This is a genomic window from Bartonella sp. AA86SXKL (assembly GCF_042196885.1).
In genome coordinates this window covers 36,129-52,200 of the sequence record NZ_JBHIRE010000006.1, presented here as the reverse complement: position 1 = coordinate 52,200, position 16,072 = coordinate 36,129, and the positions used below count along the sequence as shown (strand labels likewise).

General features: G+C 40.5%; 11 protein-coding genes. 1 reads left to right on the top strand and 10 read right to left on the bottom strand.

The features are described from left to right. Positions 1–170 precede the first annotated feature (170 nt). Positions 171–1,247: an MFS transporter gene (locus ACFIO5_RS04220; RefSeq protein ID WP_375634442.1), complete on the bottom strand. Its 1,077-nt coding sequence runs from the start codon at positions 1,245–1,247 to the stop codon at positions 171–173. A gap of 578 nt (positions 1,248–1,825) precedes the next feature. Next, positions 1,826–3,067, bottom strand: a complete 1,242-nt coding sequence (gene ispG, locus ACFIO5_RS04215) for a flavodoxin-dependent (E)-4-hydroxy-3-methylbut-2-enyl-diphosphate synthase (RefSeq protein WP_375680183.1) — start codon at positions 3,065–3,067, stop codon at positions 1,826–1,828. Between the two features lie 851 nt (positions 3,068–3,918). On the opposite strand from ispG, the gene ACFIO5_RS04210 reads away from it, so the two are divergent. Beyond that, on the top strand, positions 3,919–4,203 hold the full coding sequence (locus ACFIO5_RS04210) for a hypothetical protein (RefSeq protein ID WP_375611728.1): 285 nt from the start codon (positions 3,919–3,921) through the stop codon (positions 4,201–4,203). Positions 4,204–4,675: 472 nt separating this feature from the next. Here ACFIO5_RS04210 and ACFIO5_RS04205 read toward each other — a convergent pair whose 3' ends face one another. From ACFIO5_RS04205 to ACFIO5_RS04170, 8 genes are all read right to left on the bottom strand, one after another. Beyond that, positions 4,676–5,683 carry an HlyD family secretion protein gene (locus ACFIO5_RS04205; RefSeq protein ID WP_375617840.1) on the bottom strand — a complete coding sequence of 336 codons (1,008 nt, stop codon included), beginning with the start codon at positions 5,681–5,683 and terminating at the stop codon, positions 4,676–4,678. A gap of 29 nt (positions 5,684–5,712) precedes the next feature. Further along, the gene (locus tag ACFIO5_RS04200; protein WP_375633455.1) at positions 5,713–7,341 is read right to left on the bottom strand and encodes an MFS transporter; all 1,629 of its coding nucleotides are present in this window, start codon (positions 7,339–7,341) and stop codon (positions 5,713–5,715) included. A gap of 23 nt (positions 7,342–7,364) precedes the next feature. Beyond that, the gene (gene atpC / locus ACFIO5_RS04195; protein ID WP_375633456.1) at positions 7,365–7,781 is read right to left on the bottom strand and encodes an ATP synthase F1 subunit epsilon; all 417 of its coding nucleotides are present in this window, start codon (positions 7,779–7,781) and stop codon (positions 7,365–7,367) included. A gap of 108 nt (positions 7,782–7,889) precedes the next feature. Continuing rightward, positions 7,890–9,515 carry a F0F1 ATP synthase subunit beta gene (gene atpD / locus ACFIO5_RS04190; RefSeq protein WP_375633457.1) on the bottom strand — a complete coding sequence of 542 codons (1,626 nt, stop codon included), beginning with the start codon at positions 9,513–9,515 and terminating at the stop codon, positions 7,890–7,892. Between the two features lie 19 nt (positions 9,516–9,534). Beyond that, on the bottom strand, positions 9,535–10,446 hold the full coding sequence (locus ACFIO5_RS04185) for a F0F1 ATP synthase subunit gamma (protein ID WP_375705116.1): 912 nt from the start codon (positions 10,444–10,446) through the stop codon (positions 9,535–9,537). A gap of 20 nt (positions 10,447–10,466) precedes the next feature. After that, a complete protein-coding gene (gene atpA, locus ACFIO5_RS04180; protein WP_026500438.1) occupies positions 10,467–12,002 on the bottom strand; it encodes a F0F1 ATP synthase subunit alpha in 1,536 nt (511 codons plus the stop codon). Further along, entirely contained in the window at positions 12,002–12,583 is a 582-nt protein-coding gene (gene atpH / locus ACFIO5_RS04175; protein WP_375621019.1) for an ATP synthase F1 subunit delta, read from the bottom strand. Before atpH ends, atpA begins: the two co-directional genes overlap by 1 nt. A 1,029-nt stretch (positions 12,584–13,612) precedes the next feature. Then, a complete protein-coding gene (locus tag ACFIO5_RS04170; RefSeq protein WP_375633459.1) occupies positions 13,613–15,820 on the bottom strand; it encodes a primosomal protein N' in 2,208 nt (735 codons plus the stop codon). Positions 15,821–16,072: the final 252 nt, after the last annotated feature.

Genomic DNA, 16,072 nt, shown 5'->3' with positions numbered 1-16,072 from the left:
TACAAGCAGATGACTTTGATTGCTTCAACATACATAGATTTTAAATAAGAATAACTGACACTATTCAGCTTTCTCATTCAACATGCAAAAACAACGATGCGCCTTAATAAATCAAAGCTTTGCCCCACTATGAAACCCTATAAAACACGTATCGTAATAAGTTAATATTTTCACTGAACTTTTTTGAGAGTTCCTTCTAAAAAAAGTACTGCCAACAAGTAAATCAATAAATAAATAGCAAAAATATAAACGAGTGAGAAAAAGCCAAATATATTGACCATATACGCACTCATGTAAAAAAATACCAATAAGCTAAATCTCCCAACGGTTGACAAGAAAGATTCATATGTAGCCCTGAAATGATCACTAATACTATCATGCAAAACAACTTCTACACGAAGATATGTATACTTAATGAGATAAAAAATCATACAAACTAAAATGACAGCCATTTCTTTTCTTGGTTCAAAGAAAGCAACGGTAAAAATTAGTGAAGCCGAAAGAAACAGTAGTAAAATAAAATTCACTCTTTCACTTAGTTTTGTAAAGAGAAAACTAGCCAAGAGCTGAGAGAACAATATCAGTGAAAATGTCACACCAAGATCAAAATAAGTGACATTAATATCATAATCTTTAAATATCCACTGCCAATACTGCGAGAATATATTGAAAAAGATCAATGAAAAATAAAAGCATAAAGAGATATAAGGAACTTTAATAAAAATAGACAATATCTCCTTAGCTTCACAAATGAGAGAATTCGCTTTATTTGGTTTTTTCTCCCCCTTCAAGTCATCAAGAAAAAACAAACCAAATAGTGTCGTCATAAACATTAAAAACGCCGCGATATACCATATATATTGGCTAGAATAATCAGCAAAATATGCGCCGATTAAACTGAATATAAACATGCCGATATAATTATATTGAGAGCTGGAACCAAGCACTTTTTTAGTAGATGTCAATTTTGCTTTTGCATATTGAACAAGTAAAGCATTATAGGCTCCAGCAATTAATGTCAGCGATAAGGCATTAAAAGTTTCTGCCAAAAGAAAACCATAAAAGCTTGTAGAAAATCCCATGAGAAAGAGCCATGTGGCAGCAAAAGCCGCTGCCAAAACGATCGATATTTTATAACTTTTTCGATCAGCAAAATATCCCAGAGGAATATCGGTAACCATCATAATAAAAGCCTGAAACGACTTAATGACACCTATATCAATAAGCGTTAAGCCTTTTTCAAGCATATAAAAGACAATAAAGGCGCCAGTTAAAATCCTTATACCGTTAAATAAAAAGCCAAACGCTAATATACTTGTCATGCACTCCCCCAATAACGCCAAAAAAGGCACCCGTATACATCATTTTATATCAATATAAAAGCTTACATTTTACGACAAATAGGACTATAATCGCTATAAGGATTTCCAATCCTATCAATTTGATACCCCAAAAAATGCTGGGAAAATGCCTGAAAAATCAATAAACAATGTTCTTTCTATAATTTGATATTTGAAGAATCCGTTAAATATTTTACTGTCTCAAGAGCAGCAAAAAAACCAGCAACAACATTTACGGATCTATTAAAGTATTCATATCGTTTTGCTTAATAGTCTTAACACACTCAAACTCATTAATATCTTTCATAAGCTTCTGATTCTAAAACAGGCATATCATCTGGTTTTACCTAAAATAATAAGCAACCAACAACAGTATTGACCATAGCTAAAGCAGCAGCATACAACAGCGCCATCTTCACATTGAAGACAGCTTGTTAAAAAAAAACGACACACCATTTTTACTTCAACCTTATGCGATTTTTACCTCAACCTTGCCCAAAGCGTGTATGAATATAATCACTCAAAAGTGCTTCAAATTCTTCAGCAATGTGATCACCCCGCAAAGTTTTTACCTTTTGTCCCTCAATAAAAACAGGTGCCGCAGGACTTTCCCCCACTCCAGGCAAAGATATTCCAATATCCGCATGCTTTGATTCCCCCGGTCCATTGACGATACATCCCATCACAGCAACCTTCAAACTTTCAACGCCAGGGTATTTTTTACGCCAAACAGGCATATTTTTGTATAAATCTGCTTCAATTTTTTGCGCCAATTGTTGAAAGACCGTTGAGGTTGTGCGCCCACAACCAGGACAAGCCGCAACAACAGGCAAAAATTGCCGAAAACCCATCACTTGCAAAAGTTCTTGCCCCACCTTTACTTCTCGTGTCCGATCACCACCAGGTTTTGGTGTTAAGGAAATTCGTATCGTATCGCCAATCCCTTGCTGTAATAAAATACCCAAAGCCACCGAAGAAGCAACAATGCCCTTTGTTCCCATCCCAGCTTCCGTTAACCCCAAATGAAGAGCATAATCACAACGCGCCGCCAAGGTGGTATAAACAGCAATAAGATCTTGGACATCACTCACTTTAGCAGAAAGAATAATTTTATCACGCCCCAACCCTAACTCTTCTGCTAAAGTAGCCGAAAGCAAAGCCGACTGCACAACTGTTTCCCGCATCACTTCAGCAACCGATAAAGGATTTTCTTGCTGTGCATTTTCATTCATAAGCCGTGTTAACAACGCATTATCAAGAGAGCCCCAATTCACGCCAATGCGAATAGGTTTATGATACCGACAAGCAATCTCAATAATTTCTGCAAATTGACGATCTTTTTTTGCACCAAAACCAACATTTCCAGGATTGATGCGATATTTTGCAAGCGCTTCAGCACACGCAGGATGCTCAAATAAAAGCTTATGACCAATATAATGAAAATCCCCAACCAATGGTACAAAAAATCCTAACCTCTCCAATCGCTCCCGTATTTTTGGTACAGCCGCCGCCGCTTCATCGCGATCAACAGTAATTCGAACCAATTGTGAGCCAGCTTGCCAAAGAGCAGCTACTTGAGAAACAGTTGCATCAACATCAGCGGTATCTGTATTGGTCATCGACTGTACAACTATCGGGCTCTGCCCCCCAATGATCACATCACCAACAGCAACACCAACAGATCGACGACGCTCAAGTGGTTTAGATAAAAAATAGGTCGTACTCATCAAGTCCTCAAATTTTTAAAACCTGCGCTATCAATCATTATTTACATTGATTTCCTCCGCGCTTCAAAGGACGAAAATTACACCGCCCACCAATCTTAACAGATTGCTCTCAAAAGGTTCGACCTACTAACACTGATGCAATACAACTCATAGGTGTATTCATTCTATAGACGTACCGGATAAGTTCTACTACTTCTGTTCAAGTTTATACTTCTACACTTGGTTGCTTCAAAAAGAAACTGAAACAAAACAGAGACAATACTGTATTTTTAAGTTGCATGCCGATACCTGACATCAATGTCATCACAAAACAGTGTTTTACAACACAACAAATAACACCCATCAAAGCGCTATTTTTAAAAATGCATGAAAGACATCACCAAATTAATCCAACATATTGATTTATAATAATCTATTTTTTACAAATTTGAATGGAAAACCCAAATATCATAAGATTTCATCATTTTAAATCTTCTTAATTGAATCAATCAATACCACTCCCTACAGCCACAAGAGAATAGGTAGATAAAAACTCCTTATAAACTATTTCAAGTGCCAAAAGCTATCCCAACACTTTAAACAAACAAAAAAATGAAGACATCGCCCACCATTTTTATGAATGAATCTTACACCATTTTGTAAAAATTTTTACCTTACATCCTTAACAAACACCATCACGAAATGAACTCGAGTACATTAAGAAATGCCTCATTAAACCCAAACTCTTAACTCTCATCTCACCCACGCACGGCATTATCAATGCAACCTTTCAATTTTCAAGCCGTTATAGCAAAACCCCAAACACAATTCCAACTGTCACACAACAATTTAACACATGAAGGAGTCAATAAATGTGTCTATTTTCACCCCATAGAAAAAATGCTAAAATTAAAAAACGTATAGCACAATTAAAAAGAGAGCTGGTCCCCGTAAATCATTGGAGTTTTCAAAATGATAGCTTTGAAAACATTTCTGAGCTGTTTAATACATGGAAACAAAAAGGCCGTCACGCACTTTATCACCTCAACGAACATGCTACAGAATTAAAGAAAAAAGCGAAAGAAAATCCTAAAAAAACCCTCGCATTAGCAGCAGGAGTCGTTTTAGTAAGCTTCTTGCTGATCCGTAAAAATTAATAACACAACCAATAACCTTCCCTTTTAATGCCCGACTCAAAGCGGGCATTTTTTATGGTTTACAAAATATAAACTTTACGTCTTCCTCCTAACTTTATGCCTTCTCCCAAAAGGATAAGTTTCCCACCTATCCGAGCAGTCTATAATCCAGTTTTTTATCTGGCATCCCCCTACCCCCATCTTCCAAACATGCGGTGACACCACACCTCAAAGGACAGTGTTGTGCAAAACCACAGGCAAAGCTTCCAATACTCCATCCCCCTACTGAGTTAGTTCAAAAGAAATGGAAATGAGTAAAGATGCATGCGCTTTAATATTCTAAGGAACATTATTTTACATCATGACATAAAAGTATAAGAAGCCTAAGAGCTTTAAAACATGTAGTATAGCAAACCAAACGAAATCTTCCAACGTAAACAACCACTTGCTATAAGTAAATGACGCAAAAATTAAACTGAAAAAACCCAAAATTTCATCCTCCAGAATCGACTCGCTGCGAAGTATCTACATAGGTAACCACGGACATGCCAGGAATGAGTTTTTCAATCCCTTCCTGCCCAGGATCTAAAGCAATCCGTACTGAAATACGTTGCGCAATTTTGATAAAATTACCAATTGTCGTATCCGTTTTTAACAATGAAAATTCTGAGCCTGTAGCAGGTGCAAAACGAACCACACGCCCTGTTAACTTTTTGTTGTTCAATGCATCAACAGAAAAAACAACCGGTTGTCCCACACGCATCTGAGAAAGTTGCGTTTCCTTATAATTAGCAATAATCCAAATATCATCAGAAATAACAGAGACCAATTGTGTCCCCGGCATAACATATTGCCCTACCCTAGCGCCAACCAATCCAACATAGCCTGTTCTAGGAGATAAAATCTTTGTATGATCGAGATTAAGTTTTGCCAACTCAACACTCACCTTCGCTCCCGAAACTTCTGACTGTAAACTTTGCCGTTCAAGATTTAATTGTTTTTGCAATTGTCGTTTTGTTTCTAGGGCTGCCAAGAGTTGTGAAAGAGGGCGAGAAACAGAAACTGCCGCATCACCAAAGCCTAACTTTTTACTATCAGAAACAACATTAGAGAATGCTCGTGAACGCGCTAATTCCGCTTCTGCAGCATTAACTTCTCCCTGTAAAATCTGAGCTTGCAATTCAATACTTGCCAGTTTTGCATTTTTTGAATCGAGAACAGCCTGTGCCCGTGCAAGCTGCTGACGAAAAAGAGAATCATCAAGCTCAAAGAGCAGCATTCCTTTTTCAACACGTTGATAATCTTGCACATAAATCCGTGCAATCACCCCAGAGATCTGTGAACTCACCAGAGTAACATTACCCTTAATGGAAGCATTATCCGTTATTTGAATGTTATTTACAAAAGGAGGAAGTCTCCAAGCCCACAAAATTAGCAAAACACCCGTAATGCCCGATAGGAATGCAACAATCGTAGCTTTTGACCGTAATGCTTTTATCATTTTTTGCACCCCTCTTCTATAACATCACTCTACTTTTCTAACGCACGCAAAGAGCATGACTTAACAACCATTGTAACAAGAAAAACAACGAATACAGCCATTGAAATATAAAAATAAAGCCGAAAAACGTCATCATAAGCAAAAATATTTGCTGTTAACTTAAATTTCTCTATCAACAGAGAAGTCGCCTGCTCACTTCCAAAGCCATGGGGAACAGAAGCACCATAAGAAGGCGAAAATAAAGTATTTATCTCACCAGAAATAAGCGGATCCGTCACAACAATATTTTGTGTTAAAGACTCAAAGTTCTTATGAGCAAAATAAAACTGTAGAGTGCCAAAAAAAGCCGATCCCATCAATCCCCCTGTCACTTGCGTTAGCAAAAAAACAGCAATAAAACTCAAAACATAACGCGGCCCTCGCTCACCAGCAATCACAAACCCTTTGAAAAGAGCAGGAGGCAAAAAAAGTGCATAACTAAAACTCACCAATCCTTGGCTCAACATCATATCTTGCGGACGCGTTAAATGATTGACACGACTATCTAAATAAGCGCCAAGTGCCAAACAACCCAAAGATAACAAATAAAAATAATCTTCACGCCCCGCCCGTAAAAAAAAGACACAAACAGCCCCCCCTAACAGAATCCCTAATGTCACCGCAAGATACATGGGCGCCATTTCACGATTGAGCAAACCAAAAAGATTAAAAAAACCGACGGGCAAATTGGATCGCTCCAACAAAAAAACATGAAAAATCAATAAAATAAAAACAGATTGTATCATTTCTTTACTGAAAATCCAACGGAGATCAATCAACGGTTTTTCTCTATTAAGCTCAATAATAATAGCAACAGCCAAAGAGAAAATAGCAAGTGCGAGCCCCCAACCAATCCATGGCGCTTCATACCACCAATACAATACACCAACAGACATGATCACAGCATTTAATCCAAGACCAAGAGCAATCAAACCATAGCTTATCCAATCTAATTTTTGAATAACCTTACTACGCACAACAGGAGTAAGAGGTAAAGTATAGATACAGACCAAGCTGATAAGAACCAACCCCATTTCCAGAGCGGAAAGGCTGGAAAAACCACCATTTTCCAGCAAATCAGGAGAAATCAAACGTGATAAAGGTGCTGCTAAAGCTGCATTCATATAATTCAAACTCAGAGCAACAGTAAACTTCTTTGCTGGAGCAAAAGCCTCCATCATATAAAGCAGCGCAAGCGAAGCCAAAGGCGCAGCAGCAATCCCAGCAAAAAAGCGAATAATTAGCGCAGAACGCAAATCCGTAACAAAGAGCTGCAACACACAAACCAAAACAAAGCCAAGGATTGACAGTTCAGCAAAAGCGCGCAGCCCAAATTGATAGCGGATTTTGATCAACATAATCGCTACACTCACATTTGGCGCCATATAAGCCGCTACCAGCCATGTCGTCTCGGCCAAAGTTGCATGAAAATCACCCGTAAGATGGACAATGTTAGACTGAACAATATTAGCCCCTAAACCATAAGCCCATTGCAAAATAAGAGAAGCAAAAATATAAACAAAGCACTTTGGCAAAGGTCCCGCAAAGACACGACCAGGATGAGGAAAAGGTTTTGCACTCCTTTTAGCAGACACAACCGTACTCTTTTTTCCGCTCATGTCATCTTTTCCTGTATACTCTGCTACGCTTCTATCAACACAACACCATCAGCTGACAACTGCTGAAAAAAAGCCTCTATTTTATGATTGTCCTCATCACTTGTCCCTCCTTCTAACGTCGCTTGAATCTGCAAAATCTGCTGTTCTAATACATCAAAAGAAAGATTCTCTACAGCCACAACGTGCTCTACCAATAAAGAGCAACCTGAAAAGGTAATATTTGCAACGCCCCCGCATACAACAAATAATTTTTCACCCAAAGAGGTGCGAACACGAACACTGCCCAACACAATACTTGCCACCAATGGCGCATGATGCGCCATAACTGTCAAATAACCTGAGGCTGAAGGAAGAACAACAGACACTACCTGCTCTGAAAACACAATTTTTTCAGGCGATACAAGCTCAAATAAAAAATGCTCTTCTCTATTGTTTTCCACAAAAGTCTCCACAATACCCGATATAAGGACTCTCCGTTTTCTCCAACGACTCGTCCTTTTTAACGAAAAATACCCATGACAGTTTTCTCTTGAATAAGAAGCTTCTTACTAAGAAGCCTCTGCCATGAGACGCTTTCCTTTTTCAAGTGCTTCATCAATCGAACCAACCATATAAAAAGCAGCTTCTGGCAAATCATCGTAATCGCCAGCACAAAGCCCCTTAAAGCCTTTGATTGTATCTTCCAAAGGAACGAGTTTCCCCGGCGAACCAGTAAAGGCTTCCGCAACATGGAAAGGTTGCGAAAGGAAACGTTCAATTTTACGCGCCCGCCCCACCAGCAATTTGTCATCTTCAGAAAGTTCATCCATTCCAAGAATAGCAATAATATCCTGAAGCGCTCTATAACGTTGTAAAATGGTTTGCACTTGACAAGCAACAGTGTAATGCTCTTCCCCCACAATCAATGGATCCAACATACGCGAGAAAGAGTCAAGCGGATCAACCGCTGGATAAATCCCCTTTTCCGCAATAGAGCGCGAAAGAACAGTTGTTGCATCCAAATGAGCAAAAGATGCTGCCGGCGCCGGATCCGTCAAGTCATCTGCCGGAACATAAATTGCCTGAACGGAAGTAATAGAGCCTGTTTTTGTACTGGTAATACGTTCTTGCAACGCCCCCATATCCGTTGCCAAGGTAGGCTGATACCCAACAGCAGAAGGAATACGCCCTAAAAGAGCAGATACCTCAGCTCCTGCTTGCGTGAAACGGAAAATATTATCCACAAAGAAGAGAACATCTTGTCCTTCATCACGGAAACTTTCCGCAATTGTCAATCCTGAAAGAGCCACACGCGCACGCGCTCCTGGTGGTTCATTCATTTGCCCGTAAACAAGGGCACACTTTGACCCTTCCGTTGAACCATTATTCTCTTTTGGATTCACATTCACGCGGCTTTCGATCATTTCATAATAAAGATCATTTCCTTCACGTGTACGTTCTCCCACACCAGCAAATACAGAATAGCCACCATGTGCCTTTGCAATATTGTTTATAAGCTCCATAATGAGAACGGTTTTTCCAACACCAGCACCACCAAACAAGCCAATTTTACCCCCTTTAGAATAAGGGGCTAACAAATCCACGACTTTAATACCGGTTACGAGAATTTCCGAAACAGTCGATTGCTCAACATATTCAGGTGCCTCTTGGTGAATAGAACGTGTTTTGGTTGAAGCGATTGGTCCCACATTATCCACCGGTTCCCCAATCACATTCATAATACGTCCCAACGTTGCTTCTCCTACAGGAACGCTAATTTGTGTGCCTGTATCCACAACCTTTTGGCCCCGCATCAAACCATCAGTCGTATCCATAGCAATCGTACGCACGGTATTTTCACCCAAATGCTGCGCAACTTCTAATACCAAGCGATTGCCTAAATTCTCTGTTTCCAAAGCGTTGAGAATATTTGGCAATTCACCTTCAAATTGCACATCAACGACAGCACCAATAATCTGCTTGATTTCACCAACAGCGCCTTTTGCATGCTCTTCTTTTTTTGCGGATGTATCTTTTTTTACAGGTGTATCTTTAGCTGCATCACGCGCAGGTACAGAGGAAGCCTTTACATCCACTTGAGATTTCGAAGCGGCTTTTTTCACGCCGGAACGAGCAGCTGGTTTCTTTTTTTCACCTTTTTCTGTTCCTTTGCTTGAGGTTACTGCTTTTACCATCAATCCTTACCTTCTCCATTTAAAGCGCTTCAGCGCCCGCAATAATTTCGATCAATTCTGTCGTAATCTGTGCTTGACGTTGACGATTATAAGCCACCGTCAATTTACTAATCATTTCACCCGCATTGCGCGATGCATTATCCATAGCTGTCATCTTGGCGCCCATTTCACCAGCAACATTTTCTAGCAAAGCCCGAAAGATTTGCACCGAAAGATTACGTGGTACAAGAGCCTCTAAAAGAGACGCAGCATCAGGTTCATATTCATAAACAATCGATTGTGAACCTTTGTTATGATCGGTTTGCTCCACAATATCTATTGCCCCAACAGCTGCTTTTGGAGCGACCATTGGAATCAAATCCAAAGCTGTTGGACGCTGATTAATTACGGAAACAAATTCAGAATAAAACAGCGTACAAACATCAAAAGCACCTTCATTGAATAAATCAACAATCCGTTGACTAATCATCACTGCCTCTGCAAAACCAATTCGCTTTACAGCATGCAAATCGATATGATCAATTATCAAGCCTTTGTAATCACGCGATAAAATATCCGCGCCTTTTTTACCCACAGTGATAATTTTTACTATTTTATCAGCCGCCAACAATGCCTTAATCTGTTCACGTGCACGACGAGCAATTTGCACGTTAAAAGCACCACACAAACCGCGCTCAGCAGTACACACCACCAAAAGATGCACATCATCGCGCCCCGTACCACGCATAAGAGTAGGCACATCAACACCATCTACATCAGCAGCAACACTGGTCAAAATATCAGCCATTCTCTTCGCATAAGGGCGTGCAGACTGCGCTGCCTCTTGAGCACGATGCAACCTTGCCGCTGCAACCATTTGCATAGCTTTGGTAATCTTTTGTGTTGCTTTAACCGAAGCGATACGGTCTCTAAGATCTTTTAGTGAAGCCATTCAAGCATTCCATCAATTCATCACGAGAAATTTTTCGCATAAGTATTAAGAACAGTTATCAACTTATCTTTCAGCTCATCTGTTATTTGCTTTTGCTCAGCAATTGCCTTTAAGAGATCTTGATAATCACTACGCAAAAGCACCAAAAGTCCCTGCTCAAACCGCGCAACATCAGAAACCGCCAAAGCATCAAGATAGCCATTCACACCCGCGAAAATAACCACCACCTGTTCTTCTGTTTTGAGTGGAGAAAATTGCGGCTGCTTCAACAGCTCTGTCAAGCGCGCACCCCGATTTAACAGACGCTGGGTTGACGCATCCAAATCAGAGCCAAACTGCGCAAAAGCTGCCATTTCACGATATTGCGCCAATTCACCTTTAATCGAGCCAGCAACTTGCTTCATCGCTTTAATTTGTGCGGCAGAACCAACACGCGACACAGAAAGACCAACATTTACAGCAGGACGAATTCCTTGATAAAATAAATTAGTCTCTAGAAAAATTTGCCCATCAGTAATCGAAATCACATTTGTAGGAATATAGGCAGAAACATCATTTGCTTGCGTTTCAATAACCGGCAAAGCTGTCAATGACCCAGATCCATTTTCCGCATTCAACTTCGCAGCCCGCTCTAAAAGACGCGAATGAAGATAGAAAACATCTCCCGGATAAGCTTCACGACCTGGAGGACGACGCAATAAAAGAGACATTTGACGATACGCCACCGCCTGTTTTGACAAGTCATCATAACCAATCAAAGCATGTTGCCCATTATCACGGAAATACTCACCCATAGCACACCCAGCAAGAGGTGCAATAAATTGCAGTGGTGCTGGATCAGAAGCGGTCGCTGCAACAATAATAGAATATTCCAGCGCTCCACGTTCTTCTAAAACTTTAACGAATTGTGCCACCGTCGAACGTTTTTGACCGATAGCCACATAAATACAATAAACTTTGTCTTGCTCCCGTCCAGCCCCTTTTTCATGAAAAGGTTTTTGATTTAAAAATGTATCGAGCAAAATTGCTGTTTTTCCTGTTTGGCGATCACCAATCACCAATTCACGCTGCCCCCGTCCAATAGGAATAAGTGCGTCAATCGCTTTCAATCCGGTCGACATCGGTTCATGCACTGACTGACGCGGAATAATCCCTGGCGCCTTAACATCAACACGACGACGCTCCGTTGCTTTAATGGGACCCTTCCCATCGATAGGGTTTCCCAACGCATCAACCACACGTCCCAGCAAAGCGGGGCCCACAGGAACATCGACGATAGCGCCTAACCGCTTTACACAATCACCTTCACGAATATCACGATCTGAGCCAAAAATGACCACACCAACATTATCAACTTCCAAATTGAGTGCCATACCACGCACACCGTTTGGAAAAGCGACCATTTCCCCTGCTTGGACATTATCCAAACCATAAACGCGAGCAATACCATCCCCTACAGAGAGAACCCAACCAATTTCTGAAACCTCAGCCTTTTGGTCAAAGTTTTTGATTTGCTCTTTTAGAATTTTTGAAATTTCAGATGGTCTAATATCCATCAGCTGACCTCTTTTTTCAATGCAAGCTTAAGTGAAGACAATTTTGTGAGAAGAGACGTATCAATTTGAGACGACCCCACACGAACGATTAATCCACCAAGAATTGTTGGATCCACAATGATGTGCAGCAAGACTTTTCCTCCAACAACACCTTCCAAAGCCTCACACAACTCTTGTCTTTGTTGAGAACTTAAGGGGCGCGCAGAAACAATTTGCGCAGTAACCTGCCTACGAGCGCGTGCAACACAATGCTGGAAAGCACGTAAAATACCAAATACAGCACTAAGCCTACGGTTTGTGGCAATAACGCGTAAAAAATTACCAATGACCTGCCCTGCATTTTTATCAGCAAATTTGATGTTTGCACAAACAGATTGCATCACCTTAATTTGCTCTTTAACTGAAAAGAATGGACTAAGCACAAAGCGTTTTAAATCCTTATGCTCCAAAACAAGCAAAAGATCCTCTACTGCCTTTTCAACCTTTTCAACGTTTCCGGCTTCTTGAACGCAATCAAAAAGCGCTTGCGCATAGCGTTGATCTACCAACGGCAGCGGTATGAGAGAAAATGAATCCGACACGAAATACCGCCTCTTTCCCTTGAGCGACTCTCTGATAGTTATCAGATGAAATGAAACAGACATTCTCAATCTTAAGAATCTTTTTCTTAAAACCTAGAACAAAAATCACTTGGTTTCTAGCATAGACATAGCCGACTCGCAACACTACAAATCGCTGCTTTTTAAAAATTTTAATAAAATATTCAAAATATTTTTGAAAAGCATTTTTTTTAGATATACAGGATGGCATCACAGTTTTTTTATGCCTCTTTTTGACATTCTCTGAGCGATTTTTTCACTCTCTTTGATTTTTCTTCAAATGCCCTTGCCACCATAATAAAACACTTCTTCTCTAAAAAACACTCCCTTTATCACCACAAGACCTTTAATGAGATGCAGCTGCGATTGAAAAAGTCTATTATTTCAAACTGATAAGAAAGAAAAAAACAATGAATATCCTCCTAAAAATTAAAGAAAACATTGATCTTTTTTCTTCAAATACCCACTCCTTTTAAAAAATTTCACCAAGTAATATTTTCTTGTAAGCACACTCTTTAAATATACAACACATTGATTTATAATGATAATATATCATTTTTCATACCGGATAAGCTTCAAATATCGACAAATTCTCTCTTTTCAAATTTTTTATCAAAATCACGCCCTTCATTAAGCCCGCGTAGCTTCACTTTATATGGCACTATATTGCACTGATTTTAGAAGAAGCATAGATCAATATTAATTTGAACCCGAATAGAATTGGATACTTTTGGTGTACAGCTAAGCATTTTCAGCCCTTATAAAAAGAATCCGCCTATCAAAAGAATACTGTCCCTAACACAAAAAAGGAGTAAAAGCCGAAATGATAGCGCCCTCAAAGAAGAGAGGCGCTTCTGCTGGTTCTATCACAAAGATATTTTTTCCCGTGGCTCTACTTAATGCAATGTACATATATCATATTTTGCTGCCTGGATGCTTATTCTGAATAATACTAAGAGTTCAAGTAAAGCACCTTAAGCAAAGAGATCTTTACTTTATGCGATACTGGTTTTAGAAAAAACTTTGCGGATCAATATCAATTTGAACCCGAACGGAACTGGGCATTTTGGGTGTACCGCTAAGCATTGCATGTATAAACCCTTGTATATCAAAAGAACGCTGTCCCTGCAACAAAAGCCGAAAACGATAACGCCCCCGAACCAAAGCCAAAGGCGCTTCTGCTGGTCCCATAACCGAGATATTTTTTTCCCGTGGCGCTGCCTGACGCAATGCGCGCGCATAATGTTCTGCTGCTTGGCGCTGTTGTGCAGAAACAATCAAAGAGGCAAGCCGCCCATAGGGGGGCAAATGATAATGCTGACGTGCTGCAATCTCACGTGTGTAAAAATCTTCTGGCTGGCATGCAAGTAAGGCTTTGATGACCGGATGATCTGGTTGATAAGTTTGCAATAATCCTAAACTTTTCAATCCCACACGCCCTGCTCTTCCGGTAACTTGAGAAAGCAGCTGATAGGTACGTTCACTTGCGCGTAAATCGCCATTGGCAAGACCAAGATCAGCATCAATAACACCAACCAGAGAGAGCTTGGGAAAATGATGTCCTTTAGCAACCAACTGTGTTCCAATAATAATGTCCACATCGCCATTGGCAATGGCTTGTAATTCGCTTCGCAACTGCCCAATCCCTCCTTTGAGATCCGTTGAAAGGATCAATGATCGCGCTTGAGGAAAAAGCATTTGTGTTTCTTCTGCAATTCTTTCCACACCCGGTCCACAAGCTACGAGATGATCTAATGTCCCGCATTCAGGACAGGCTTGAGGAAGTGGTTCATGATATCCACAATGATGACATTTCAGTTGCCCTTGCGCACGATGTTCTACCAACCAACTTGAACAATCAGTACAATGAAAACGATGTCCGCAAATTCGGCATAAAGTTAAAGGTGCATAACCACGACGATTAAGAAAAAGAAGAACTTGTTCGCCCTTATCAAGCGTTTGTTTTAAAGCCCTTTCAAGAGCAAAGGAAATAAAGCGCCCCTTTTGCACCCCTCCTTGGCGCATATCAACCACCCGCAACTGTGGAAGTGCTACTTCTTTAAAACGGGAAGGTAAATGTACCTTTTGATAACGCCCTCTTAAAACATTGGCTTGGCTTTCAATCGACGGTGTTGCTGAAGATAAGATAACAGGAAAACGCTCAAAAGAGCCCCGTGCAACAGCCATATCACGCGCATGGTAAAAAATGCGCTCTTCTTGTTTATAAGCGCTATCATGTTCTTCATCGACAACAATCAAGCCAAGCTCATGAAAGGGAAGAAAAAGCGCTGAACGAGCCCCCGCAACGACACGCACCCGCCCTTCTGCAACTTGCCGCCAAACGCGCTCTCTACGACGTGGCGTCAAATCAGAATGCCATTCCGCTGCCGCAGCTCCAAAGCGTGCATAAAAACGATCTAAAAACTGCTGTGTTAAAGCAATTTCCGGCAATAAAATTAAAACCTGCTTGCCCCCTTTGAAGGCTTGAGCGACCGCTTCAAAATAAACCTCTGTCTTTCCTGATCCCGTAACACCATCAAGCAAAAAAACTTGAAACTGAGAAGATAAAACACCTTCCCGCAACATTGTTGCTGCTTCATTTTGCGCTCCCTGCAACTGAGGGGAACAAAAATCAGGATCAGGCATGCCCACAAGATCAGGAGCAGGAACCTTAACATCTTCAAAAATTCCTAGCGCTTTTAAACCTTCAACAACAGAAACCGAAGTTCCAGCCGCATGTGCCAGACCAGAACGTGTCCATATCTTCTCACTGCGCACCAATTCCAAAACCCGTGACCGCGCTGGTGTGAGACGTTCTACATTTCCACCACAATATCGCAAACCCAGCATCTGCGCTTCCGGCTCTAAAGCAGCCGGTACAGACAAAACCAATCGTGCAACAAGACCAAAAGGCGCCATTGTATAGCGACTAACAAAACGCAAAAATGTGATCATTTCTGCCTTTAATGGGGGGCAATCAAAAACATGAAGCAGAGAGCGTAATTTTTCACGCGCCACCAAACCAGACCTTTGCCCATCTGCTGTCTTCTCTCCAACATCCACAACAAAACCGCAAAGCTCACGCCCCATCACCGGAACCCGAACAAAGGAACCAACGTTCACCTCCATAGAAGAGGGAACTTTATAACTATAAGCGTGAGCAACAGGAAGAGGAACCAATACAGATACAATCTCTTCCTCTATCACGTTTGAATGCATCTTTTAAACCAATCTACGACCTCTTGAGCACCAACAGGTCTACACCTTATCTTTAAACACTCTTATAAAATTCATTGCAGGATTCAATCTCTCCCCCCTATCACAACATTTTTCTCACAAAAATTCTTTTTAATACTCATTTCATCACCAAAGTGCCAATAAAAAAACCAATCTCATCGTCTATAATAAAAAACTCTATAGCAAAAAAAACAGCGCCATTCTTCTGTGCAAATAAAGCTCATCACTATAAGC